This is a genomic window from Marinovum sp., from assembly GCF_048263515.1.
Lineage (GTDB): Bacteria > Pseudomonadota > Alphaproteobacteria > Rhodobacterales > Rhodobacteraceae > Marinovum.
This window is the reverse complement of sequence record NZ_JBLXEC010000013.1, coordinates 91,903-113,789: the sequence shown is the minus strand read 5'-3', so window position 1 is coordinate 113,789 and position 21,887 is coordinate 91,903. Positions and strand designations below refer to the sequence as shown.

Here is a 21,887-nt window from a genome sequence, read left to right as displayed (position 1 = left end):
AGATCCGGAAGACTTCCGAGCGACGCACCAAGTCCAGCCAAAGCGGCAGCCCGGTGGGGCGGGCAGCCGCTGGCCCGGCAGCCTTCGACCTTGTTTCCGGGCCGGGCATGGCGCGACCGGTGTCACCAGACCCAGGGCAAGCCGGTCACGTCACCCAAGCCGAAGGAAACCTCAGCTCGCCAGCACGTTCCGGAACAGCCACGGGTCGCTCTCGTCGATATCCTCGGGGAAATGCTCCCAGCGGTCCTTGAGCGGCGTCCAGTCGGTGTAATGCGCCTCGACCGGCCCGAGATACGGCCGCTGCACCTCGAGACAGCGCGCGTGGTCCATCTCGTCAGTCTCGACGATCCCGGCTTGCGGGTTCTCCAGCGCCCAGACCATCCCCGCCAGCACCGCCGAGGTCACCTGCATCCCGGTGGCGTTCTGATAGGGCGCGAGATCCCGCGTCTCCTCGTTCGACAGCCGCGAGCCGTACCACAGCGCGTTCTTCTCGTGACCAAAGAGCAGCACGCCCAGTTCGTCGATCCCCTCGACGATCTCATCCTCGGTCAGGATGTGGTGCTTCTTCTGCTGCTGGCCGGAACCGAACATTTCGTGCAGCGACAGCACCGCGTCATCGGCGGGGTGATAGGCGTAATGGCAGGTCGGACGGAACTCGGGGTCATGCCCCTCGCCCACGGTGTAGTAATCGCTGATCGAGACCGCCTCGTTATGGGTCACCAGAAAGCCGAACTGGGGCCCGGGCGTCGGGCACCATGTGTGCACCCGGGTGATCGCGCCGGGGCGCTCCAGCCAGATCGCGGATTTGCAGCCGGTCTCCTGACGGTGGGCATTCTCGGGGAACCAGGTCTCATGGGTGCCCCAGCCCAGTTCGGCGGGCTGAAAGCCCTCGGCGATGAAACCCTCGACCGACCATGTGTTGACGAAGACCCCACGCGGCCGCGGCGTGCGGCGGGCTTGCGTATCGCGCTCGGCGATATGCACACCCTTGACGCCCAGCGATTGCATCAGCTTCGCCCAGCCCTCGCGGTCCGCCGGCGCTGCGACCTCGCGTCCGGTGTCGCGGGCCAGGGTCAGCAACGCCTCCTTGACGAACCAGCTCACCATGCCAGGGTTGGCGCCACAGCAGGACACGGCGGTCGGCCCGCCCGGATTGGCCGCCTTCTCGTCGCGAACCTCCTGGCGCAGCGCGTAGTTTGTTCGCGCGGCATTGTCCTCGGTGTCGAAGTAATAGCCGGCCCAGGGCTCGACCACCGTATCAATGTACAGAACCCCCAGCTCGCGGCAGAGCTTCATGATGTCGAGCGACGAGGTATCGACGCTGAGGTTCACACAGAAACCCTTGCCGTCGGGAAACAGCCCGCCCAGCACCTCGCGAAAGTTCTCGGGCGTCAGGGCGGTGTCGATGAAGTTCAGCTTGTGCTGGCGCAGGAAGTTGTGATGGCCGGCGTCGGGCTCGATCACCACGAACTGATCGGCGTCATATTCGAAATGCCGTTCGATCAGCGGCCAGGTGCCTTTGCCGATCGAGCCGAAGCCGATCATCACGATGGGGCCGTCGATCCGGCCGTAGACAGAGTGTTCGGCCATGTCGGTGCTCCTTGTGCAGTCGCCTCCTGAATATCGAAGTTAATAGCGAATGCAAACCGCTGCCCGCCGGGGCGGAGTCCGGTCCACACTGCCCCACGGGAGGCTGCCCACCAAATACCGTTCTGGCGTGAGATCCCTTTGCAAACGGCAAAAGGGCCGCATCTCACATGCGGCCCCGGCTATCGAAAGTCTGGGAAATCGGTCAGCTATTGCGCCGACGCCACCTCATCCCAGCAAATATTCCAAGGCCACCGAGCAGGAGCGGCAACGACGCTGGAACCGGGACCGGCGAAACGATCGTGCCGGTGGATATCGCGCCGGTGTATTTCGTCGATCCCCCACCGGCCAAGCCGTTGACATGAATCAACGATTTGCTTGTCCCGAAATCAAAGAGTCCGAGCGAGACATTCGAGATGGTAAAACTCGACAATTCGCCAGGGTTCAATCTTGACGCGCCAGAACCGCCAGCATTCGAATTTGGCCAGTCGACTTTGATATTGAAGGGTAAACTCGCGTCGTTTGCGGTCCCGACCGAAAAACTGTTATAACTGACGCCACTGACATTTGACGCCGATATCGACGGGAGAGCACCAGTATAGTTCAGACGCAGGTAGTCGACATAACTGGTCGGCTGCGCATTGAACGTCGCATTCAGCGTGAAATCGACATTGGTTCCGTTCTGGACGGCATCAAGCGTTGCAAGCGTTGTATTGCCTAGGTTATCGCCTGTCACGAAGGTTCCAAAATTGACCGTAACAGCACTCGCAGCCGAGGATGTGAGTACGGTGATCGCGGCAACGACCAGCGCCGACAGCGTCTTTTGCAAATTGAAACCCATACTTCAAATCCCGCCTAATCGGCCAAATCAAGGTTCGAGTTCCCTCAATAGGGCGATAATCGTTTTGCAATGATTAATTATTAACCGAAAATCGGAACCTTTACAATATCCTTAATGAAGACCATTGATTTCTAATAAGAAAAACGCGCCCCCATGCAGGGGCGCGACATCTTTAAATTGCAAGGCGCACTAACAGGTTTAGTTCTGAGCGTAATATTCGATGACGAGATTCGGTTCCATCACCACCGGATAGGGTACGTCGCCCAGACCGGGTGCGCGCACGAAGGTCGCGGTCAGCTTGGAGTGGTCGGTGTCGATGTAATCGGGCACGTCACGCTCGGCCAGCTGGGTGGCTTCGAGGATCGCGGCCATCTGCTTGGACTTCTCGCGAACTTCGATCACGTCACCCTCTTTCACACGGTAGGAGGGGATGTTGACGCGCTGGCCGTTCACGGTCACGTGGCCGTGGTTCACGAACTGACGGGCGGCGAACATGGTCGGCACGAATTTGGCGCGGTAGACCACGGCGTCGAGACGGCGCTCGAGCAGGCCGATCAGGTTCTCACCGGTGTCGCCCTTCACCCGCTCTGCTTCGCGGAAGATGCGGCGGAATTGCTTTTCGGTCAGGTCGCCGTAGTAGCCTTTCAGCTTCTGCTTGGCGCGCAGCTGCAGACCGAAGTCCGACAGCTTGCCCTTGCGGCGCTGGCCGTGCTGGCCGGGGCCGTATTCACGGCGATTCACCGGGGATTTCGGACGGCCCCAGATGTTTTCGCCCATGCGGCGGTCAATTTTGTACTTGGCAGACGTGCGTTTTGTCACGGCTGATCTCCTTTATATTGGCTTCTCGGCTTGGTTCCGAAAACCGGTTTCCACGCTTCGGGCCCAAATCGCGTCGCCGCGAGACCCGCAGTGTGGACCGGCCTGAAACTGGGCCTCGTGCCATCTGCAAAGGGCGTTGTCCTCTAAGCCGAGGCTTCGACAGGCATCCCCTTGCGGGGGCCACCAACACCAATGAAGCCGCGCGTATACACCAGCCCCTGACAGAGTCAACAGCCGCCGGGCGTTTCCTGCACCCCGCGCTCAGTCCCGCGCCAATGCGGCACAGGCGGCATGGCGGGGGCAGCCCAGCAGGTGATCGTTGACCAGCCCGCAGGCCTCCATGAAGGCATAGGTGATCGTCGGACCGCAGAACCGGAAGCCCGCCTTCTTGAGGTCCTTGGACACTTGGACCGAGAGCGGCGTGAAAGGCGGCACTTCGGCATCGGTAACAAAAGTGTTCTGCAAGGGCCGGCCGTCGACGTAGCGCCAGAGAAAATCGTGGAACCCCTGCCCCAGCTCGCAATAGGCCCGCGCATTGGTGATCGTCGCCTCGATCTTGCCGCGGTGGCGCACGATGCCGGGATCGGCCATTAGCCGCGTCACCTCGGCCTCGCCCCAACCGGCAATGACCTCGGGATCGAACCCGGCAAAGGCGGCGCGAAAGGCTTCGCGCTTTTTCAGGATGGTGATCCAGCTCAGCCCGGCCTGAAACCCGTCGAGGATCAGCTTTTCCCAGAGCGCGCGGGGATCATACTCCGGCACACCCCATTCGGTGTCGTGATAGGCGATGTAGATCGGCTCAGGCCCGGCCCAGCCACAGCGCCCGCAATCGGCCTCTCCCATGCGCCCTCCCTGAGTTTTCTCGGCGACATAAACCCGAGGTTAAACCTTGTGGCGCAGATTGGGCGCGACCGCAACGGAGGGTCATCGATGAAAGGGCACGGGATGCGAGAGCAGGCGCGCAAGGAGGGCAGGAATGCCCTGGCCGAGGCCGTGAGGCTGCGGGACCGGGATACCCTGCGGATGGTCGAGGATGCTGTCAGCCACAAGCAGGTGATGCTGGCCTATCAGCCGGTGGTGCAGGCCCGCCGCCCCGACCGCATGGCCTTCTACGAGGGGCTGATCCGGGTGCTGGATGAGACCGGCCGGGTGATTCCCGCCGCCGATTTCATCACCACCATCGAGGATACGGAAACCGGCCGGCAGATCGACCGGCTGGCGCTGGAAAAGGGGCTGCAGGCGCTGACGCGCACGCCCTCGCTGCGGCTGGCGATCAACATGTCGGCCCGCTCGATCGGCTATCGTCCCTGGATGCGCACGCTGGAGCGGGGGCTCAAGGCCGATCCGACCGTGGGCGAGCGGCTGATTCTCGAGATCTCGGAAGGCTCGGCCATGCTGGTGCCGGAAATCGTCGTGGGCTTCATGTCGGATCTGCAGAAATGCGGCATTGCCTTCGCCCTCGATGACTTCGGTGCGGGGCTGACGGCCCTGCGACATTTTAAGCAATTTCAGTTCGACATCCTGAAAATCGACGGCCAGTTCATCCGCGATATCCACCGCGACCCCGACAACCAGGTGCTGACCCAGGCGATCCTGTCGATCGCCCAGCAGTTCGACATGTTCACCGTCGCCGAGAATGTCGAAAATGCCGAGGATGTCTCGGTACTTACGGCCATGGGCGTCGATTGCCTGCAGGGCTATTTCTTCGGCGCGCCGACGGTCTCTCCGGGCTGGCTCGAGGATCACCAGACCCGGGCCAGTGCCTGAGATTCAGGCGCCGATGCCGCATTTGCGCGCAGGCGCGAAACGCAGGACCGTCATGCATGCCGTGGGGTACAGGAACTGTTGTGGCAAGGCCGGGCTTACGCTATGGCATCTTCTCGAGCGGCGGGGGGATATCGGGCCGCAAGATGAGGTCCTGATATCGTCCCTGCGCCACAAACGGTGAAGGAAGAAATCATGACCAATGTCGTTATCGCCTCGGCCGCCCGGACCCCTGTCGGGTCTTTTCTGGGCTCGTTTGCCAACACACCCGCGCATGACCTCGGGGCCACCATGCTCCAAGCGCTCGTGGAACGTGCCAGCATCGACAAATCCGAAGTGAACGAGACCATCCTCGGCCAGGTTCTGACCGCGGGCCAGGGCCAGAACCCGGCACGCCAGGCGCATATCAACGCCGGTTTCCCGCAGGAATCCGCCGCTTGGGGCATCAACCAGGTCTGTGGCTCGGGTCTGCGCGCCGTGGCGCTTGCCGCCCAGCACATCCAGCTCGGCGATGCCAACATCGTTGCCGCCGGTGGCCAGGAAAACATGTCGATGTCGCCCCATTGCGCCAACCTGCGCCAGGGCCAGAAGATGGGCGACATGTCCTACATCGACACGATGATCCGCGACGGTCTCTGGGATGCCTTCAACGGCTATCACATGGGTCAGACCGCCGAGAACGTGGCCGAGAAATGGCAGATCAGCCGTGACCAGCAGGACGAATTCGCGCTGGCCTCGCAGAACAAGGCCGAAGCGGCACAGAAGGCCGGCAAGTTCGCCGACGAGATCGTGCCTTTCGTGGTCAAGACCCGCAAGGGCGAGATCGAGGTCAAGGACGACGAATACATCCGCCACGGTGCGACAATCGAATCGATGCAGAAGCTGCGCCCCGCCTTCACCCGGGACGGCTCTGTCACCGCGGCCAACGCCTCGGGCCTGAACGACGGCGCTGCCGGCGCCCTGCTGATGTCGGCGGATGAGGCCGAGCGTCGCGGCATCGAGCCGCTCGCGCGCATCGCGTCCTACGCCACCGCCGGTCTCGACCCGTCGATCATGGGCGTCGGCCCGATCTATGCCTCGCGCAAGGCGCTGGAAAAGGCCGGCTGGTCGGTCGACGATCTCGACCTCGTCGAAGCCAACGAAGCCTTTGCCGCCCAGGCCTGTGCCGTGAACAAGGACATGGGCTGGGATCCGTCGATCGTGAACGTCAACGGCGGCGCGATTGCCATCGGTCACCCGATCGGTGCCTCCGGTGCCCGGGTTCTCAACACCCTGCTGTTCGAGATGAAGCGCCGCGACGCCAAGAAAGGCCTCGCCACGCTCTGCATCGGCGGCGGCATGGGCGTGGCGCTCTGCGTCGAACGCCCCTGATCGGACAGGGCCGGGGCGCAAGCGCCGGCCCATCCCGCTCTCTTCATGAAAAACCGCAAGATACCAGAACTGCGCAATAAAGTTGCGCAAGCCATCCCTACGCGGTAACACCATTACAACGCATATTGATTTGGAGGAAAATCATGGCAAGAATTGCACTCGTGACCGGCGGCTCCCGCGGCATTGGCGCGGCGATCTCGAAAGCGCTCAAGGAGCAGGGCTGCACGGTGGTTGCCACCTATGCCGGCAATGACGAGGCCGCGGCCAAGTTCACCGAGGAAACCGGCATCAAGACCTACAAGTGGAACGTCGCCGACTACGACGAATCCAAGGCCGGCATCGAAAAGGTCGAATCCGAAGTGGGCCCGATCGATATCGTGGTCGCCAACGCCGGCATCACCCGCGACGCGCCCTTCCACAAGATGACCCCGCAGCAGTGGAAAGAGGTGATCGACACCAACCTGACCGGTGTGTTCAACACCGTTCACCCGATCTGGCCCGGCATGCGCGAGCGCAAGTTCGGCCGTGTCATTGTGATCTCCTCGATCAACGGCCAGAAGGGCCAGTTTGCCCAAGTGAACTATGCCGCCACCAAGGCCGGCGATCTCGGCATCGTGAAGTCCCTGGCCCAGGAAGGCGCCCGTGCCGGCATCACCGCCAACGCGATCTGCCCGGGCTACATCGCCACCGAGATGGTCATGGCCGTCCCCGAGAAGGTGCGCGAATCGATCATCGGCCAGATCCCCGCAGGCCGTCTTGGCGAGCCCGAGGAAATCGCCCGCTGCGTGACCTTCCTCGCCTCAGACGACGCTGGCTTCATCAACGGCTCGACGATCTCGGCCAACGGCGCGCAGTTCTTCGTCTGATCCGACGCCCGTGTCCTGAACGCGAAATGGCCGGTCCTCGTGACCGGCCATTTTCATGTGTGCCCCGAACTCCGGACAGCAAAAAGGGGCGGATTCCCGCCCCTCCGCAAAAGGTTTCGCGGCCCGGCGCAAGGCCGGTCCCCGAAGCCATGTCTACGAGGCGCGCGGCACCTGTATGCGGGCCGCCGCCAGAGGTCTCAGTGCATTTCCTCCGAAATCCGCGAGATTTCTTCCTTCAGTCGCAACTTCTGCTTTTTGAGGTCCGCGATGGTGAGGTCGTCTGTGCCGGGCGCGCGCTGGGCTTCCTCGACCCTGTCCGACAGTACCTGATGCTTCTTCTTCAATTCGTGCAGGTGCGAACTCAAGCTCATGAGGATCCTCCTATGGTTCGTGTGGACTCGCAGTGCAGCACACTTTTTCGGTTCTGTCACGCTGCAACCGCGAAAGCCTGCAAAGCCCCGCTCAGGCGCCGTCAACTGCCGAACCAAAGGGCAAAGCCGCCCCGTCTCGCAGCACTGCCGAGATGGCCGGGGCATAGTCATCGCCGTCCGACAGATACGCCCGGCCCCGGTGCAGCACCAGCGGCGCATGCAGGCGAAAATCCGCTCGCCCGGCCTTGCGCCCGCGCAGCAACACCAGCCGCGCGGCGCGGCCCATACGCGGCGCCAGCGGCTGCACCTCGAGCGCGCCCAGGCGCCCCTCGCAGGCGGTCAGCATCTCGGGCAGGCGCTCGGCGCGCTGGATGAAGGTGGCAAAGCCGCCGGGCCGCAGCCGCCGGGCCGCCACGGCGATCCACTCGGCCAGCGCCAGCCCCTCGCCCCGGCCGGTCTCTCGCCCCGGCTCGGCGCTGGCATGGCTGGCGTCGCGCAGGAAATACGGTGGATTGGCAAGGACTTGGTCGAAGCTTCGCGCCTTTAGCTCGGCCGGCAGGGCCGCCAGATCGGCGGTATAGACCTCTGCCGTCAGCCCGTTGCGCGCCGCGTTCTCCCGCGCCAGATCGGCATAATCCCGCTGCAGCTCGACCCCGGTCAGCGCCAACCCGGGCACACGAGACCCAAGGCAGAGCAATGCCGTCCCCACCCCGCAGCCCAACTCCAGCACCGCCTCTCCGGGCTGTGCGGCGACGCTGGCGGCCAGCAGCACCGGGTCCACCCCGGCGCGGTAGCCCCGGCGCGGTTGCAGCAGCTGCAGCCTGCCGCCCAGAAAGCCGTTGTCGGTGGTCTCAGTCGAGACGGATGTCATGGTCATGCATCAGGACACGCGCCCGGGCCAGCTCGTCGCGCCGCACCATCAGCCGACGCGGCAAGATGCCGATGGACCCTTCGAGCACGCTCATATTTACGTCCAATTCAAACCATTCTATACCCTCGTCCTGCAACAGGGCGGTGGCATAGGCGATGACGGTGATATCGTTGGTGCGCAGCAGCTCTTCCATGACGGCGATGTAAGGGCAAGGTGGCGCGCATGTCGAGCCTTGTGACGGGAGTGTGATGAGCTTGGACAATGCGGTGGCAAAACCTCACGAGCGTCTGGCGACGCTCCTGGCCGAGGATCTGGCAGCGGTGGGCGAGGTCATCCGGGCGCGCATGGCGTCGAAGCACGCGCCGCGCATCCCCGAGGTGACGGCGCATCTGGTCGACGCCGGCGGCAAGCGGCTCAGGCCGATGCTGACCCTGGCCTGCGCGCGGATGTGCGGCTACGAGGGCGAGGACCACGTCAAGCTCGCCGCGACGGTGGAATTCATCCACACCGCGACTCTGCTGCATGACGACGTGGTGGACGAAAGCGCCCAGCGGCGCGGACGGCCCACCGCCAATCTGCTCTGGGACAACAAGTCCTCGGTGCTGGTCGGCGATTATCTCTTTGCCCGTGCCTTCCAGCTGATGGTCGAGCCCGGCGATCTGCGGGTGCTCGACATCCTGTCGAATGCTGCCGCCACGATTGCCGAGGGCGAGGTGCTGCAGCTGACCGCGGCGCAGAACCTGGCCACCGGCGAAGACATCTACCTGCAGGTGATCCGCGGCAAGACCGCCGCGCTGTTCTCTGCCGCGACCGAGGTGGGCGGCGTGATCGCTGGCCGGCCCGAGGACGAGGTGCAGGCACTCTTCGACTTCGGCGATGCGCTGGGGATCGCCTTTCAAATGGTCGACGATCTGCTGGACTACTGGGGCTCCGAGGCCACCGGCAAGAACATCGGCGACGATTTCCGCGAACGCAAGCTGACCCTGCCGGTGATCAAGGCGGTGGCTCTGGCCGACGCCGAAGAGCGCGCCTTCTGGAAGCGCACCATCGAGAAGGGTCAGCAGGATGAAGGCGACCTCGAGCATGCGCTGGCGCTACTGAACAAGCACGGCACGCTGGAGGCCGCCCGTCAGGACGCGCTGGCCTGGGCAGGCAAGGCCCGGGCGGCCCTGACCCGTCTGCCGGAGCACCCGATCCGGGAGTTGCTGGATGATCTGGCGGATTACGTGGTCGCCCGGGTGAATTGAGCGGGTCCCGGGGTTGGAGGCCTCGGGGTTGATCTCAAGGCGCGATAGCTGGCGTTGAGGCCCCGGATCGGGGTCCGGGGCGGCGATGTGTTTGGGGCAGCCGAAACGCGGTGGTCCATCCGGCGGAATGCGCGCGGCGTCGGGGGATTGCACCAAAGTGATGCGCTCGGCAACGCCGTCCCGGACTTGATCCGGGACCTCATGACCAATTTCAAAGCCCAACAGTCGACGCAGAGGCCCCGCGGATCAATTCCCATCCGGCGGCACTCTGAAATCAGCGCAACACGCCTCAGCTCAACCGGGCCGCGGTAACCCACCAGCCGGGCTGCGCTTGCTGCAACCGCCTGGCCGCCTGCTCCGCCGCCGCAGCATCCTCGAACAGACCGAAACATGTCGCGCCGGAGCCTGACATCCGCGACAACGCGGCGCCGGCATCGGAGAGCGCGCTCAGCACGTCGCCGATCACCGGGGCTTGCACCAAGGCCGGCGGCTCCAGATCGTTGCGCTGCTCCGCCAGCCAGGGAAGAAACGCCCCCTTCTCGGGCAGCACGTCCATCGGCGCGTTGGTCTTCGAGGCCAGCCCGCGGAACACCGCGGGCGTCGGCACCTCAACGCCGGGATTGATCAGCACCGCGTGAAGGACCGGCACCGTCACCGGTTCGACGATCTCGCCGATCCCCGACATTCGCGCCGCCCGCGCCAGACGGCAGACCGGCACATCCGCGCCCAGCGCCAGCGCGTGGCCCTCGAACCGCCGGCCCATCGCGGCTTCCATCGCCCGCAGCACCGCCGCCGCGTCGGAAGAACCGCCGCCGATCCCCGCCGCTGCCGGCAGGTGTTTTTCCAGTTCGATCGCCACCGGCGCGCCAAAGGCCTCGGCCGCCTTCCAGCAGAGGTTGCGCGCGTCGTCCGGCACGCCAGAGGCGCGCGGGCCGGTCACCTGCAGTAACATCTCGGAGGCCGGCGTCACCCGCACCACGTCGCCCACATCGGCAAAGACCACCAGCGAATCGAGCAGGTGATAGCCGTCGGCGCGCTGTCCGGTGACGTGCAGCGTCAGGTTGATCTTGGCCGGCGCGAAGGCCTCAGTTGGCGCCATTCTCCACCACCTTGAGTGGCGGCGCGCCTTCCTCGGCCAGCACCTTGTCGAGACCCAGCTCTAGCTTGCGGCGGATGCGCTCGGGGTCGGCCTCACCGTCGGGATCGTCGGCATCGACAAAGCTCAGCGCGCGGTGCCACTGGAACCGCGCCTCGAGCTTGCGGCCCACCGCCCAGTAGACGTCGCCGAGGTGATCGTTGACCACGGGATCGACCGGCATCAGCTCGGCGGCGCGCTCCATGTGATCGACCGCCTCTGCGTAGCGGCCAAGGCGATAGAGCACCCAACCCAGGCTGTCGACGATATGGCCCGAGTTCGGCCGCATCTCGACCGCCCGTTCGATCATCGCCAGCGCTTCGTCGAGCTTCTGGCGCTTCTCGACCAGCGAATAGCCGAGGTAGTTCAGCACCTGCGGCTGATCGGGGCTGAGATCGAGCGCGCGGCGGAAATCCCGCTCGGCATCGGTCCACTCGCCGCGCCGCTCATGCGCGATTCCGCGGGCGAAGAAGACAAACCACTGCGCCTTTTCCGGCTCGCCATAGAGTGCCACGGCCTTGTCATAGGCTTCGACGGCGGCGTCGTAATCGGCCTCGCCGCGATAGAGATCGCCCAGCGAGACATGCACGATCGGCAGGTCGCCATGGGTCTCGGCCAGTTCCTCGAGCGCGGCGATGGCATTGCCGATGTCGCCAGAGGCGCGCAGCGCGTCGGTCTTGCCCAGCACCGCGGCGTGATAGGCGGGGTGATCCGCCGGCACCCGGTCGTAGGTCGCCACTGCCAGCTCGTGCCGGCCGAGGTCTTCCATCAGCTGCGCGGTCAGCAGGATCGCGTCCACATGGCCGGGGCGCAGGTATTCGGCGATCTGGGTGTAGAGCAGGGTGTAATCATCGCCCGCCTCGCCCTCGAGCGCGCCGGCGATGGTGTAGAACACCTCGGCCATGCCCTCCTTGGGCGAGCCCACGATGTCGAACGGGATAGCGGCATCGGCTTCCAGCGCCTCGCGCAACGCGCTGAGGCCGGGGTCGAGGCGCGAGTTGAAGCTGGCGTCCATCACCTCGGCGGCCTCGTCGTTGCGGCCCAACTGGCTCAGCACCTGGACGCGCGCCACGATGCCGCGACGAGTCAGCAGGGCGCCGCCGGCGCTGGTGTCGGACATGATCTCTTCGGCACGTTCGAAATCGCCGACCGAGGCCAGCGCCAGTGCCTTGTGATAGGCGGCGAAACTGCCAAGCCCCTTTTCTTCGGCCACTTCGTCAAAAGCCACCAGCGCGGCGCTCATGTCGCCCTGGCCCAGCTTGGCCCAGGCCACCAGCAGACCGTCGACCAGCGGCCCGATGCCGCGGCTGTCGTCGATCATCGCCAGAATGTCGCCGTAGCGGCCCTCCTGCGCATGGCCGGCGGTCAGCGCCATCTGCGCCAGCTGCGAGCGTATGCCCAGGTCTTCAAGCCGGCGCGCATGGTCGATCGCGCGGTCCACCTCGCCCAGCGACAGCCGGGCAGCACCCGCCGCCTCGATCAGGCTGGGGTTCTCGCGGTCGAGGAACAGGGCTTTTTCGTAATAATCCGCCGCTGCGCGGAAATCGGTCTGATATCCGGCCTGACGCGCCGCCAGATAGGCCCCCGACAGGGTTGCCGCCGACACCGGCGCCGTCGTGGCGAGCGCAAGGCCCCATGCCACGATCCATGCAAAACTCTTCGCTCTCACCCGCTGCTCCTCATTGGCTTGCCGACAACCTAGAGGGCTGTCGGGGAACAGGCAATGCGGCGGGCCGAGATTACCCCCGATCGGCAATTTCACGTCACCGTGAGGAATCGGGGGGCTTTCGCGGGCCTTTGGCGCCTAGTGCCGCCGCGTGAGCCTGTCGTTCATCTTGCGCACCAGCCGGCTGGCCGTGGTCTGGCAAAGCGCCGGAAAGATCGCATGCACCAGCGCCGCCGCACCGGCCAGAAACAGCATGCCGGCAAAGCTGAAGGCAAAGCGCATGTGCTGAAAATAGCTTTCGTTGACCGAGGCGGGATGGGCGGTGAAGAAGGCGACGGGACCGGTGGGTGCAGACATGAGACTCTCCGTTGATGCGTTGCTGGTAATCTAGCGCCGGTACGCTGCGCAGAGATCCCGATTTTGGTTGCGCATGCCGCGTTCTTCGGGACATCATCCCATGAATGGACAGTCTCGACGCATTTGATCTCAAGATCCTCGCCGCCCTCCAGAAGGACGCCACCCAGAGCATGGATGCCTTGGCCGAAACCGCCGGCCTGTCGCGCAATGCCTGCTGGCGGCGGATGCGCAATCTCGAAGAGCGTGGGGTCATTCGCAAGCGGGTGGCGCTGCTCGACCCGGTGCGCGCCGGCTGTCCGCTGCAGGCCTTTGTCATGGTGCGCACCAATGCCCATGACGCCGACTGGATGGAGAAATTCGACCGCGCCGTCAGGGTCCTGCCGGAAATCATCGGCGCGCATCGCATGACCGGCGATCTGGACTATGTGTTGCGGGTGCGGGTGGCGGATGTGCCGGCTTATGATGCCTTTTACAAGAAATTGATCGCCATGGTGCCGGTCTCGGATATCTCTGCCAGCTTTGTTATGGAAGACATCAAGGACACCACCGAAATTCCGCTCTAGAGCCGAGGGCCCATGGACGAACATGACATCTCCACCACCGCCGAGGCCTATGAGGCCGCGGCCCTGCCCCGCCGCATCGAGGTCTATCCCGAGGATCGGCCCGTGGGCGAGGCCACGCCGGCCGGATGCGTCACCGACAAGCCGGTGGCGCAGAAAAGCCCGGCGGAATGGGCCTACGAGCGGCTGGTGCTCTATATCCGCGACTTCGAGGCCGAGCTCGACAATGCCCACGAGGTGGCGATGGGGTTCACCGGCTCGCAGGCCGGGGTGCTGCGGATCGAGGGGATGGGGTTCTTCGACCCCGACATCATCACCTTCTACGGCACCGACGCCGAAGGCATCCGCACCCAGTTGATCCAGCATGTCAGCCAGCTCAGCGTGTTGCTGCGCGCCCTGCCGAAGCTGGTCGAGCAGGAGGCGCCCCGGCGGATCGGCTTCCGGCTGGCGCAGCGGCTCGAGGATGCGACCCGCGATGCAGCCGCCGAAGCGGCCGAAGCGACATAATCGCGCGCCGATGAAGTCGTGACACCCCTAAAGGAATCCGCTACATCCACGGCCAAACCAGTTCAGAGGACGAATACAGATGGCTGATCACAAGCACGGCGAGATGGACATCACCGTTCAGGAAGAAACCTTCAACGGTTTCATCAAGTGGGCGATGCGGGTTGCGGTTGCCTCGATCCTGATCCTGATCTTCCTCGCGATCTTCAATTCCTGACGCTCTGGCGGGACCTGCCCCATGAAAGTACTGATCGCGGCCTTCTTGGGCCTCGCGCTTCTGGCGGGCTGTGCGCCCTCGCCGGACCGGTCCCGCAATGACAGCCTCGAGGCGGTGGCCCGCGCGGTCTATCGCCACGACGGCCCGCCGGCGCTGACGCTCTACACCATGGTCAACAACCGGACCGGGTCTGGCGCGCATAGCAGCCTGATGATCAACGGCTCGCAGCGGGTGATCTTCGATCCCGCCGGCTCGGTTCAGCATTCGGCGATCCCCGAACGCGGTGACGTGCTCTACGGCATCACCCCGCGGATCGAGGATTTCTATGCCCGTGCCCATGCGCGCGAGACCTTTCACGTGATCATCCAGCGCGTCGAGGTCGATGCCGCCACCGCCGAAAAGGCGCTGCAACTGGCAATCAACAACGGCGCGGTGTCACAGGCGTTCTGCGCCCAGTCCACCGCGCAGATCCTGAAGCAGCTGCCCGGGTTCGAAAGCATCCGGCCGACGTTCTTCCCGGTCAACCTGAGCGAGCAGTTCGGCCGCCTGCCCGGCGTGACGACCCGCAAGCTCTACGAGAACGACGCCGACGACAAGTCCAAGGCGATTGCCGAGTTCGACGCCAAGGTCAAGGCACAGCAGAGCCAGTAGGCTCTGCCCCCCTCCCTACCCGATCAGATAGAGGCTGAGGTACAGCCCCGCGGCCCCCGCCGCGATGGCGGCCAGCACGTTGCGCGTGGCCAGCCCCACAAGGATTGTCGCCGCAGCGGCGATCATCCGCGGCGCATCCGGGCTGCCGCCCGTGGCCGCCGGCCAGACCACCAAGGGCGCCACCAGCCCCGGCAGCAGCGCCACGGCGGTATAGCGCAGGTGCCGTAGCACCCAAGGCGGCAGGCTCCTGGCACCGACCATGCCGGTAAAGCTGAACCGCAGCAGGAAGCTGCCGACGCCAAGGCCGATGATCGCGACCCAGGTTTCCCATGGCGTGATCATCGCGCGGCACTCCGTTCCATCTGCCGTTCCGTCTCGGCCCCTGCCATCATCGCCGCGACGCCCGCCACCAGCAGGCCGAGGTTGTAGGGCAGGAAGGCAAAGATCAGCGCCACCACGATCGACACCAGCGCCGCGACCACATGCGCCGGGGTGCGCAGCATCGGCGCGATGATGGCGAGAAAGGTGATCGGGATGGCGAAATCCAGCGCCATCCATTCCGGCACGCTCTTGCCCAGGAGCGCGCCCACCACCGTCGCCACCCACCAGGGCGGCGAGACGGCAAGCGCCGTGCCGAGGAAATAGGCGACCTTGTTGGTCACCGGCATCTCGGGCTCTTTCTCGAAGGTGACCGAACTGACCGCAAAGCTCTGGTCCAGCGTGAAGTAGGCCACCAAGGCCCTCTGCCAGACCGGCGCCGCGCCGAGATGCGGCGTCAGCGCGGCGGAATACATCGCCATGCGCAGGTTGACCGCCAGCGCCGAGACCAGCACGATCAGCATCGGCACGTCCTCGGCCATCAGCTGCAGCGCGGTGAACTGCGCCGCGCCGGCAATCACCACGATGGAAAAGGTCAGCGCTTCGAAGACGTTGAGCCCGGCCTCGGTGGCGACCACGCCGAACAGGCCGCCGAAGGGAATGATGACAATGACGAAGGGCGCAGAGTCACGCATCCCGCGCCAGAAATCGCGTTTGGGGGTGGAGGGTGGCATGGCTTCATCCTAGGTTCGGCCAAGCCCTACTAAGAGACGCCGGGAGACGCAATTGCCCACCGCCCCAGATGCCAGCCGCTATCTCATCGCCCCCGACCCCTCGGCGCCGCGCCTGACGCGGGTGGTGCGCGGGGTCGATCATGCCGGCCAGCCGCAGGAGATTTCGGTGGTCGAGGAGCGGCCGCTGACGATCTTTCTCAATGCGCAGGAGATCGTCACCGCAATGACGATCGGCGACTACCCCGAGTATCTGGCGCTGGGCTTCCTGCGCAACCAGGCGATGCTGGCGCCAGACGACGTGGTGACCGGGGTCGAATATGACGAAGATCTCGAGGTGGTGGTGGTCCGCACCGCCCGCCAGACCAGCCACGAGGACAAGCTGAAGAAGAAGACCCGCACCAGCGGCTGCGCCGTGGGCACGGTCTTTGGCGACATGATGGAGGGGCTCGAAGGGCTGACCCTGCCGCAGGCCCGACTGCGCTCGAGCTGGCTCTACGCGCTCTCGGCGCAGATCAACACCACGCCCTCACTCTATCTCGAGGCCGGGGCGATCCATGGCACCGTGCTCTGCGAAGAGGACCGCCCGCTGGTCTACATGGAGGACGTCGGCCGCCACAACGCCGTCGACAAGATCGCCGGATGGATGCTGCAGGAAGGTGTGAGCGGCGCCGACAAGATCCTCTATACCACCGGCCGGCTGACCTCGGAGATGGTGATCAAGACGGCGCACATGGGCATCCCGGTGCTGGCGTCTCGGTCCGGCTTTACCGCCTGGGGGGTCGAGATCGCCCGGCAGGTCGGGCTGACCCTGATTGGCCGGATGCGCGGCAAGCGCTTTGTCTGCCTGTCGGGCGAAGAGCGCATCACCTGGGACGCCGACCCCGACGCCGTGCCCGACGAGCCCAGGAAAAGCCGCCGCAAGGGGGCCGAGGCATGAGCGTGCTGGGCGTGATCCTCGCCGGCGGTCAGGCGACACGCATGGGCGGCGGCGACAAGGGGCTGCTGCGCTTGGGCGAAACGACGATCCTCGCCCATGTGATCGACCGGCTGCAGCCGCAGGTCACCGCGCTGGCGCTCAACGCCAATGGCGATCCCGCGCGGTTTGCAAGCTACGGCCTGCCGGTCGTGGCCGACACCATCCCAGATTTCGCAGGCCCGCTCGCCGGGGTGCTGGCCGGGCTCGACCATGCCGCCGCGCAGGGTTTCGACCGCATCGTCACCGCCGCCGCCGACACGCCCTTCCTGCCCGCCGACCTCGTGGCGCGGCTGGAGGAAACAAGCGCAGGCCAGACCCATCCGCTGGTCCTCGCCGCCACCCCGCGCGATGACGAAGAGACCAAATCGATGTCCAAAAGTGGCCATGTCCGCCACCCCACCTTCGGCCTCTGGCCGGTGGCCCTGCGCGATGACCTGCGCGCCGCCCTGAACGACGGCCTCACGAAGGTCGTCCTCTGGACCGACCGCCACGGCGGCCGCGAGGCGCTGTTTCCCGAGGGCCGGGCCTTCTTCAACGTCAACACGCCCGAGGATCTGGCGCAGGCCGAGGCGATGGCGCGATGAGGCTCTATGGCGTGACCGGCTGGAAGAACTCCGGCAAGACCGGGCTGATGGAGCGGCTGGTGTCCGAAATCACCGCGCGCGGCTTCACTGTCTCGACCGTCAAGCACGCGCACCACAGCTTCGACGTCGACCAGCCCGGCAAGGATTCGCATCGCCACCGGTTGGCCGGCGCCACACAGGTGCTGCTCGCCTCGCGCAACCGCGTGGCGCTGATGACCGAGCTGCGCGACGCCGAAGAGCCGCCGCTCGAGGCGCTGCTGGCGCAACTGGCGCCCTGCGATCTGGTGCTGGTCGAAGGCTACAAACGCGACCGTCACCCCAAGATCGAGGCCCAGCGCGCCGCCACCGGCCAGCCGCTGATCGCCCCGGACGACCCGACGATCCGCGCCGTCGCCTCTGACGCCGCGCCAGCGCTCGACCGGCCGGTGTTCCACCTCGACGACACGCAGGCCGTGGCCGATTTCATTCTGCGCGAGGTGGGGCTGTGAGATTTGACACGATTGCCGTGGTGGACTGGTCAGGCGGAAACGACAGGGGCGTGAGACCGAAGAAAGACGCGATCTGGATCGGGCTGATGCGGGCCGGCATCGAAGAAGAGCCGTTTTATTGTCGCAATCGGCAGGTGGCTGAGGCGGCGCTCTGCGAACTGATCGAAGCTGAACACGCCGCTAGCAGGCGGCTTTTCATCGGTTTCGATTTCCCGTTCGGATACCCCAAAGGGTTTGCTGAGGCACTGACCGGCCAGGCCGATCCTCTGGCGCTTTGGCAGTGGTTCGAAGCCCGCGTGGAGGACTCGCCAAAGGCGAACAACCGGTTCGACCTCGCTGGAATGATAAACCGGCAGTTCGGCTCAGATGGCCCGTTCTGGTTCAACGGATTGGCGCGCGAGATCGATGGTCTGCCGCGCAACAAGAGCCAGTACCGCAATCCCTTTCCCGAGCGCCGCGCCTGCGAGGAGCGTGCCAAGGGGAGTTTTACCTGTTGGCAGTTGGCCGGCGCCGGGGCCGTGGGCTCGCAGGTTTTCATGGGCCTGCCGGTGCTGCAGCGTCTGCGGCAAAAGTATCAGGCCCGCGCCTGGCCGTTCGAGCCGCTCGACAGCGATCTGGCATTGGTCGAAGTCTGGCCCTCGCTGATCGCACCGATCATCGCGGCGGAATGCGGTGAGGATGAGATCAAGGATCGCGCCCAAGTGCGCATTCTTGCCCGGGCGATTGCCGATCTGCCGGCGGAGCAGCTTGCGACCATGCTGGACGTCGACGCCCCGGAGGAAGGCTGGATATTCGGGCTGGGGCACGAAGAGGCGCTCTCACCCGCCACCCTCGACCCGCCCCCGCTGAGCAACGATTGTTTCGCCCTCCCACCGGGGGTCGACTGGGTGCCGGTTGACGAAGCCTTGACCCATCTGCGCAACACTCTGAGTGTCCGCGTCGGCGTGGAGCAGGGGCCGCTCGAGGGCGCCGAGGGGCGCATTCTGGCGCAGGACATGGTGGCGCGGCGGTCGAACCCGCCGCAGGCGAATGCGGCGGTTGACGGCTACGGCTTTGCCGGCGCGCTGCCCGAGGGCGTGACGCGGCTGCCGCTGGTCGAGGGGCGCGCGGCGGCGGGCGTGCCGTTTGACGGCGTGGTGCCAGAGGGCCATGCCCTGCGCATCCTGACCGGCGCCGCCCTGCCGCCGGGGGTCGAGACCGTGGCGCTGCAGGAGGACGTCACCACCGACGGCCGGCAGATCGTGCTGCGCGGGCCGCTGAAACGCGGCGCCAATGCCCGCAAGGCCGGCGAGGATGTGGCCGAGGGCGCACCGGTCCTTCCGGCCGGGCGCCGGCTGATGCCCGCCGATCTGGCCCTGCTGGCGGCGGTGGGGCACGGCAGCCTGCCGCTCCGACGCCGCCTGAGGGTCGGGGTGCTGTCGACCGGTGACGAGATCCTGCCGCCGGGCACCGAGGCCCGCGCAGGACAGATATATGATGCCAACCGCCCGATGCTGCTGGCGCTGGCGCGGCAATGGGGCTTCGAGGCGGTGGACCTCGGCATTGCCCCCGACGACCGCGCGGCGCTGCGCGCGCGGCTGGACGATGCGGCCGCGGCGGCGGATGTGGTGCTGACCTCCGGCGGGGCCTCTGCCGGGGACGAGGATCACATGTCGGCGCTCCTGCGCGAGGCCGGCGCGATGCAACTCTGGCGCATCGCGGTCAAGCCGGGGCGACCACTGGCGCTGGGCACCTGGCGCGGAGTGCCGGTCTTCGGCCTGCCCGGCAACCCGGTGGCGGCGCTGGTCTGCACGCTGATCTTTGCCCGCCCGGCGCTCGAGGTGCTGGCGGGGGGCAGCTGGACTGAACCTCAGGGCTTTGACGTGCCGGCGGGCTTTGCCAAGCGCAAGAAGCCGGGGCGGCGGGAATACCTGCGCGCGCGGCTGCGCGACGGCCGGGCCGAGGTCTTCGCCTCTGAGGGCTCGGGGCGGATCAGCGGGCTCAGCTGGGCGGAAGGGCTGGTGGAACTGCCCGACGGGCCGGCGCAGATTGCCGAGGGCGATCCGGTGCGGTTTCTGCCGTTCGGGAGTTTTTCCGGGTGACACGCGTCCCGGACCTGATCCGGGGCCTCTGCCAGCGACGTCCGGGAGGTCCCGGATCAAGTCCGGGACGGCGGTTCCAATTTGTGACGGTTCAGGCCCTGCAGTGCGGGACAGCGCCCGGTGCAGCGCTCAGACCTCAAGCCTCGTCCAACGCAGCCCCGGACCTGATGCGGGGCCTCTGCCAGCGTCGTCCGCGAGGTCCCGGATCAAGTCCGGGACGCTTGGCACCAATCAGTTGAACGTCCCAGCCACCCGACCGAGCAGCATGAAGGCGCGCGAGGTGCGGGTGTTGGAGAAAGCGGCGATCTCGGCGTCGGAGGCGCGTTCGGAAAAGCTCTGGAAAGCGCGGTCGTAGACCCGCAGGAAGTGATGCGCCGCGTCGCGGAAGATCGGGTCCTGCTTCATCCGACCGGCCGACAGGGCCAGCGACGAGCGGTCGCGCACGCCGCCGAGGCCGGCAATCGCGCGACCCCGCGCGCCTTCGGCAAAGCGGCGCCAGACGTCGGGCTTGGCCATGTCGGGGCGCAGGTCGTCCATGTAGATGCCGTCCTGGCTGAGCAGCGTCAGCACGTCCTGCGCCGCCTGCACCAGCTGCGCCGTCGGGCGGTGCTTCAACGCCCGGCGCAGCGCGGCAAAGCCGTCGCGATCCTCTGGCGTTTCGGGAAAGTTCAGCGCGCGGATGAAATCGTCGTTCGACAGTTCCGGCGTCAGCGCCTCGGCCGGGGTGCCCAGCGCCAGCGCCGGCTGGTCATCGCCGCTGGCCTGCGGCCGCGCCACAGGCGCTGCGGCGGCAGGCTGGGCCGGACGGTGGCTGCCGATCTCGCGGGTCGAGGAGAACATCGCCAGCGTCGCCTCGGCCTTGCGCTGGGCTGCGGCGATCTCGTCGAGTTTGCGGCCGACCGAGGTGGCCGAGGTGCCGCCCTGGCTCTGGCTGACATAGGCGTGGCGCAGCGCGTCGATTGCGGTCTGCAGGCGCGTCGCCTCGTCGCGCATCACCTTGGAGGCGCGTGCGGCGGTGGCGGCGACCCAGATCATGCCGACCGGCATGAAGACCGCCAGCATGGTCATCAGGAACCGCAGGCTGTCATCGGTGCTGTTCGACGGCTCGAGCACGACAAAGAACACCGCCGCGCCCAGAAGCCAGATCAGCGACAGGGCGATGGCGGTCACTTCGATGCCGGTGACCTGCGGGCCGCGGCTGCGGTCGTAGATGCCCAGCGGCGTCGGCGCCGAAGGCGCCAGCTTGCCGCCCGCGTCGGGCGAAGGATTGGTGGTGGCGTCGGGCATGGCCGGGCTCTTCAATGGGGGGCGCGCGGGGCGCTCGCCGTCAGATATAGGCGATTTTGAGGATTTCGTAATCCTTCGTTCCACCCGGCGTGCGGACTTCGACGCTGTCGCCCTCTTCCTTGCCGATCAATGCCCGGGCAATGGGCGACTTCATGTTGAGCAGGCCCTTCTCGACATTGGCCTCGTGCTCGCCGACGATCTGCCAGGTCTTTTCCTCGTCGGTTTCCTCGTCGACAACCGTGACCGTCGCGCCGAACTTGACCGAGCCAGAGAGCTTTGTGGGGTCGATCACCTCGGTCAGGCTCAGCACGCCCTCGAGCTCCTTGATCCGGCCCTCGATGAAGCCCTGCTTTTCGCGCGCCGAATGGTACTCGGCGTTTTCCTTGAGATCGCCCAGTTCGCGCGCCTCGGCGATCGCCTGGATGACGGCCGGCCGCTCGACGGATTTCAGGGTCTTCAATTCGGCTTCGAGCGCGGCGTGGCCCGCGCGCGTCATAGGTATCTTTTCCATAGGCCTTACCAGAAAGGGCCGCCTGCCCCTGTCGAGGCGGCGGCGAATTCATCACAGCTCGTTTCAGCGACATTGCCCCGA

General features: G+C 65.8%; 26 protein-coding genes. 12 read left to right on the top strand and 14 right to left on the bottom strand.

Going from position 1 to position 21,887, the window contains the following annotated elements; all coding sequences use genetic code 11:
• Positions 1-171: 171 nt before the first annotated feature.
• The 4 genes from ACN0SE_RS13375 to ACN0SE_RS13360 all read right to left on the bottom strand — a co-directional run bounded on the left by ACN0SE_RS13375 (position 172) and on the right by ACN0SE_RS13360 (position 4,090).
• Positions 172-1,590, bottom strand: coding sequence for a homospermidine synthase (locus ACN0SE_RS13375; protein ID WP_417525025.1), 1,419 nt, complete (start codon positions 1,588-1,590; stop codon positions 172-174).
• Between the two features lie 202 nt (positions 1,591-1,792).
• Positions 1,793-2,428 (bottom strand): VPLPA-CTERM sorting domain-containing protein, encoded by a 636-nt coding sequence (locus tag ACN0SE_RS13370; RefSeq protein ID WP_417525024.1) that lies wholly within the window; start codon positions 2,426-2,428, stop codon positions 1,793-1,795.
• A gap of 198 nt (positions 2,429-2,626) precedes the next feature.
• The gene (rpsD, locus tag ACN0SE_RS13365) at positions 2,627-3,247 is read right to left on the bottom strand and encodes a 30S ribosomal protein S4 (RefSeq protein WP_417525023.1); all 621 of its coding nucleotides are present in this window, start codon (positions 3,245-3,247) and stop codon (positions 2,627-2,629) included.
• Positions 3,248-3,508: 261 nt separating this feature from the next.
• Positions 3,509-4,090 carry a DNA-3-methyladenine glycosylase I gene (locus ACN0SE_RS13360; protein ID WP_417525022.1) on the bottom strand — a complete coding sequence of 194 codons (582 nt, stop codon included), beginning with the start codon at positions 4,088-4,090 and terminating at the stop codon, positions 3,509-3,511.
• A gap of 87 nt (positions 4,091-4,177) precedes the next feature.
• On the opposite strand from ACN0SE_RS13360, the gene ACN0SE_RS13355 reads away from it, so the two are divergent.
• The 3 genes from ACN0SE_RS13355 (at position 4,178) to phbB (ending at position 7,248) form a co-directional block, all read left to right on the top strand.
• Positions 4,178-5,014, top strand: a complete 837-nt coding sequence (locus tag ACN0SE_RS13355) for an EAL domain-containing protein (RefSeq protein WP_417525021.1) — start codon at positions 4,178-4,180, stop codon at positions 5,012-5,014.
• Positions 5,015-5,206: 192 nt separating this feature from the next.
• Positions 5,207-6,382, top strand: coding sequence for an acetyl-CoA C-acetyltransferase (locus tag ACN0SE_RS13350; RefSeq protein ID WP_417525020.1), 1,176 nt, complete (start codon positions 5,207-5,209; stop codon positions 6,380-6,382).
• Between the two features lie 143 nt (positions 6,383-6,525).
• Positions 6,526-7,248, top strand: a complete 723-nt coding sequence (phbB, locus tag ACN0SE_RS13345; protein WP_417525019.1) for an acetoacetyl-CoA reductase — start codon at positions 6,526-6,528, stop codon at positions 7,246-7,248.
• 197 nt (positions 7,249-7,445) lie between these two features.
• Here the strand turns inward: phbB and ACN0SE_RS13340 are convergent, their stop codons facing one another.
• From ACN0SE_RS13340 to ACN0SE_RS13330, 3 genes are all read right to left on the bottom strand, one after another.
• Positions 7,446-7,619 (bottom strand): YdcH family protein, encoded by a 174-nt coding sequence (locus tag ACN0SE_RS13340; RefSeq protein WP_417525018.1) that lies wholly within the window; start codon positions 7,617-7,619, stop codon positions 7,446-7,448.
• Positions 7,620-7,710: 91 nt separating this feature from the next.
• Positions 7,711-8,496 carry a tRNA1(Val) (adenine(37)-N6)-methyltransferase gene (locus ACN0SE_RS13335; RefSeq protein ID WP_417525017.1) on the bottom strand — a complete coding sequence of 262 codons (786 nt, stop codon included), beginning with the start codon at positions 8,494-8,496 and terminating at the stop codon, positions 7,711-7,713.
• Positions 8,471-8,683, bottom strand: coding sequence for a DUF2007 domain-containing protein (locus ACN0SE_RS13330; RefSeq protein WP_048532770.1), 213 nt, complete (start codon positions 8,681-8,683; stop codon positions 8,471-8,473). Before ACN0SE_RS13330 ends, ACN0SE_RS13335 begins: the two co-directional genes overlap by 26 nt.
• Positions 8,684-8,738: 55 nt before the next feature.
• Here ACN0SE_RS13330 and ACN0SE_RS13325 point away from each other — a divergent pair, with 55 nt between their 5' ends.
• Positions 8,739-9,737, top strand: a complete 999-nt coding sequence (locus ACN0SE_RS13325) for a polyprenyl synthetase family protein (protein WP_417525016.1) — start codon at positions 8,739-8,741, stop codon at positions 9,735-9,737.
• A gap of 289 nt (positions 9,738-10,026) precedes the next feature.
• Here ACN0SE_RS13325 and ACN0SE_RS13320 read toward each other — a convergent pair whose 3' ends face one another.
• The 3 genes from ACN0SE_RS13320 to ACN0SE_RS13310 all read right to left on the bottom strand — a co-directional run bounded on the left by ACN0SE_RS13320 (position 10,027) and on the right by ACN0SE_RS13310 (position 12,895).
• Positions 10,027-10,836 (bottom strand): 4-(cytidine 5'-diphospho)-2-C-methyl-D-erythritol kinase, encoded by an 810-nt coding sequence (locus ACN0SE_RS13320; RefSeq protein ID WP_417525015.1) that lies wholly within the window; start codon positions 10,834-10,836, stop codon positions 10,027-10,029.
• A complete protein-coding gene (locus ACN0SE_RS13315) occupies positions 10,823-12,541 on the bottom strand; it encodes a tetratricopeptide repeat protein (RefSeq protein ID WP_417525014.1) in 1,719 nt (572 codons plus the stop codon). The genes ACN0SE_RS13320 and ACN0SE_RS13315 overlap by 14 nt, the downstream gene beginning before the upstream one ends.
• 135 nt (positions 12,542-12,676) lie before the next feature.
• Positions 12,677-12,895 carry a DUF6356 family protein gene (locus tag ACN0SE_RS13310; protein WP_417525013.1) on the bottom strand — a complete coding sequence of 73 codons (219 nt, stop codon included), beginning with the start codon at positions 12,893-12,895 and terminating at the stop codon, positions 12,677-12,679.
• Between the two features lie 104 nt (positions 12,896-12,999).
• Here ACN0SE_RS13310 and ACN0SE_RS13305 point away from each other — a divergent pair, with 104 nt between their 5' ends.
• From ACN0SE_RS13305 to ACN0SE_RS13290, 4 genes are all read left to right on the top strand, one after another.
• Entirely contained in the window at positions 13,000-13,458 is a 459-nt protein-coding gene (locus ACN0SE_RS13305) for an Lrp/AsnC family transcriptional regulator (RefSeq protein WP_417525012.1), read from the top strand.
• Positions 13,459-13,470: 12 nt separating this feature from the next.
• On the top strand, positions 13,471-13,962 hold the full coding sequence (locus tag ACN0SE_RS13300; protein ID WP_417525011.1) for a DUF6173 family protein: 492 nt from the start codon (positions 13,471-13,473) through the stop codon (positions 13,960-13,962).
• A gap of 79 nt (positions 13,963-14,041) precedes the next feature.
• Positions 14,042-14,176, top strand: coding sequence for an aa3-type cytochrome c oxidase subunit IV (locus ACN0SE_RS13295; protein ID WP_417525010.1), 135 nt, complete (start codon positions 14,042-14,044; stop codon positions 14,174-14,176).
• A 21-nt stretch (positions 14,177-14,197) separates the two neighbouring features.
• Positions 14,198-14,827 carry a hypothetical protein gene (locus ACN0SE_RS13290; protein WP_417525009.1) on the top strand — a complete coding sequence of 210 codons (630 nt, stop codon included), beginning with the start codon at positions 14,198-14,200 and terminating at the stop codon, positions 14,825-14,827.
• A 15-nt stretch (positions 14,828-14,842) separates the two neighbouring features.
• On the opposite strand, the gene ACN0SE_RS13285 is transcribed toward ACN0SE_RS13290, so the two are convergent.
• Positions 14,843-15,169: an AzlD domain-containing protein gene (locus ACN0SE_RS13285; protein WP_417525008.1), complete on the bottom strand. Its 327-nt coding sequence runs from the start codon at positions 15,167-15,169 to the stop codon at positions 14,843-14,845.
• Positions 15,166-15,879 carry an AzlC family ABC transporter permease gene (locus ACN0SE_RS13280; protein WP_417525007.1) on the bottom strand — a complete coding sequence of 238 codons (714 nt, stop codon included), beginning with the start codon at positions 15,877-15,879 and terminating at the stop codon, positions 15,166-15,168. Before ACN0SE_RS13280 ends, ACN0SE_RS13285 begins: the two co-directional genes overlap by 4 nt.
• 52 nt (positions 15,880-15,931) lie before the next feature.
• Between ACN0SE_RS13280 and ACN0SE_RS13275 the strand changes: the two genes are divergently transcribed.
• From ACN0SE_RS13275 to glp, 4 genes are read left to right on the top strand one after another with little or no spacing between them, the layout of a single operon-like run.
• Positions 15,932-16,816, top strand: a complete 885-nt coding sequence (locus ACN0SE_RS13275) for a formate dehydrogenase accessory sulfurtransferase FdhD (RefSeq protein ID WP_417525006.1) — start codon at positions 15,932-15,934, stop codon at positions 16,814-16,816.
• Positions 16,813-17,439, top strand: a complete 627-nt coding sequence (gene mobA, locus ACN0SE_RS13270; RefSeq protein ID WP_417525005.1) for a molybdenum cofactor guanylyltransferase MobA — start codon at positions 16,813-16,815, stop codon at positions 17,437-17,439. Before ACN0SE_RS13275 ends, mobA begins: the two co-directional genes overlap by 4 nt.
• The gene (mobB, locus tag ACN0SE_RS13265) at positions 17,436-17,927 is read left to right on the top strand and encodes a molybdopterin-guanine dinucleotide biosynthesis protein B (RefSeq protein ID WP_417525004.1); all 492 of its coding nucleotides are present in this window, start codon (positions 17,436-17,438) and stop codon (positions 17,925-17,927) included. Before mobA ends, mobB begins: the two co-directional genes overlap by 4 nt.
• Positions 17,924-20,008, top strand: a complete 2,085-nt coding sequence (gene glp, locus ACN0SE_RS13260) for a gephyrin-like molybdotransferase Glp (RefSeq protein WP_417525003.1) — start codon at positions 17,924-17,926, stop codon at positions 20,006-20,008. Before mobB ends, glp begins: the two co-directional genes overlap by 4 nt.
• A gap of 231 nt (positions 20,009-20,239) precedes the next feature.
• Here the strand turns inward: glp and ACN0SE_RS13255 are convergent, their stop codons facing one another.
• Together ACN0SE_RS13255 and greA are read right to left on the bottom strand one after the other, a co-directional pair.
• Positions 20,240-21,295, bottom strand: a complete 1,056-nt coding sequence (locus ACN0SE_RS13255; protein WP_417525002.1) for a hypothetical protein — start codon at positions 21,293-21,295, stop codon at positions 20,240-20,242.
• 40 nt (positions 21,296-21,335) lie between these two features.
• Positions 21,336-21,806: a transcription elongation factor GreA gene (gene greA, locus ACN0SE_RS13250; RefSeq protein WP_417525001.1), complete on the bottom strand. Its 471-nt coding sequence runs from the start codon at positions 21,804-21,806 to the stop codon at positions 21,336-21,338.
• Between the last annotated feature and the right edge of the window lie 81 nt (positions 21,807-21,887).

Bases quoted from the DNA above. Each gene is read 5' to 3' on its own strand.
- phbB (WP_417525019.1), top strand. From the start codon at position 6,526: ATGGCAAGAATTGCACTCGTGACCGGCGGCTCCCGCGGCATTGGCGCG.
- ACN0SE_RS13325 (WP_417525016.1), top strand. From the start codon at position 8,739: ATGAGCTTGGACAATGCGGTGGCAAAACCTCACGAGCGTCTGGCGACG.
- ACN0SE_RS13335 (WP_417525017.1), bottom strand. From the start codon at position 8,496: ATGACCATGACATCCGTCTCGACTGAGACCACCGACAACGGCTTTCTG.
- mobA (WP_417525005.1), top strand. From the start codon at position 16,813: ATGAGCGTGCTGGGCGTGATCCTCGCCGGCGGTCAGGCGACACGCATG.
- ACN0SE_RS13340 (WP_417525018.1), bottom strand. From the start codon at position 7,619: ATGAGCTTGAGTTCGCACCTGCACGAATTGAAGAAGAAGCATCAGGTA.
- ACN0SE_RS13300 (WP_417525011.1), top strand. From the start codon at position 13,471: ATGGACGAACATGACATCTCCACCACCGCCGAGGCCTATGAGGCCGCG.
- ACN0SE_RS13370 (WP_417525024.1), bottom strand. From the start codon at position 2,428: ATGGGTTTCAATTTGCAAAAGACGCTGTCGGCGCTGGTCGTTGCCGCG.
- ACN0SE_RS13375 (WP_417525025.1), bottom strand. From the start codon at position 1,590: ATGGCCGAACACTCTGTCTACGGCCGGATCGACGGCCCCATCGTGATG.
- ACN0SE_RS13305 (WP_417525012.1), top strand. From the start codon at position 13,000: ATGGACAGTCTCGACGCATTTGATCTCAAGATCCTCGCCGCCCTCCAG.
- ACN0SE_RS13360 (WP_417525022.1), bottom strand. From the start codon at position 4,090: ATGGGAGAGGCCGATTGCGGGCGCTGTGGCTGGGCCGGGCCTGAGCCG.
- ACN0SE_RS13355 (WP_417525021.1), top strand. From the start codon at position 4,178: ATGAAAGGGCACGGGATGCGAGAGCAGGCGCGCAAGGAGGGCAGGAAT.
- ACN0SE_RS13255 (WP_417525002.1), bottom strand. From the start codon at position 21,295: ATGCCCGACGCCACCACCAATCCTTCGCCCGACGCGGGCGGCAAGCTG.
- ACN0SE_RS13350 (WP_417525020.1), top strand. From the start codon at position 5,207: ATGACCAATGTCGTTATCGCCTCGGCCGCCCGGACCCCTGTCGGGTCT.
- ACN0SE_RS13320 (WP_417525015.1), bottom strand. From the start codon at position 10,836: ATGGCGCCAACTGAGGCCTTCGCGCCGGCCAAGATCAACCTGACGCTG.
- ACN0SE_RS13310 (WP_417525013.1), bottom strand. From the start codon at position 12,895: ATGTCTGCACCCACCGGTCCCGTCGCCTTCTTCACCGCCCATCCCGCC.
- ACN0SE_RS13280 (WP_417525007.1), bottom strand. From the start codon at position 15,879: ATGCCACCCTCCACCCCCAAACGCGATTTCTGGCGCGGGATGCGTGAC.
- ACN0SE_RS13285 (WP_417525008.1), bottom strand. From the start codon at position 15,169: ATGATCACGCCATGGGAAACCTGGGTCGCGATCATCGGCCTTGGCGTC.
- mobB (WP_417525004.1), top strand. From the start codon at position 17,436: ATGAGGCTCTATGGCGTGACCGGCTGGAAGAACTCCGGCAAGACCGGG.
- greA (WP_417525001.1), bottom strand. From the start codon at position 21,806: ATGGAAAAGATACCTATGACGCGCGCGGGCCACGCCGCGCTCGAAGCC.
- ACN0SE_RS13330 (WP_048532770.1), bottom strand. From the start codon at position 8,683: ATGGAAGAGCTGCTGCGCACCAACGATATCACCGTCATCGCCTATGCC.
- ACN0SE_RS13290 (WP_417525009.1), top strand. From the start codon at position 14,198: ATGAAAGTACTGATCGCGGCCTTCTTGGGCCTCGCGCTTCTGGCGGGC.
- ACN0SE_RS13295 (WP_417525010.1), top strand. From the start codon at position 14,042: ATGGCTGATCACAAGCACGGCGAGATGGACATCACCGTTCAGGAAGAA.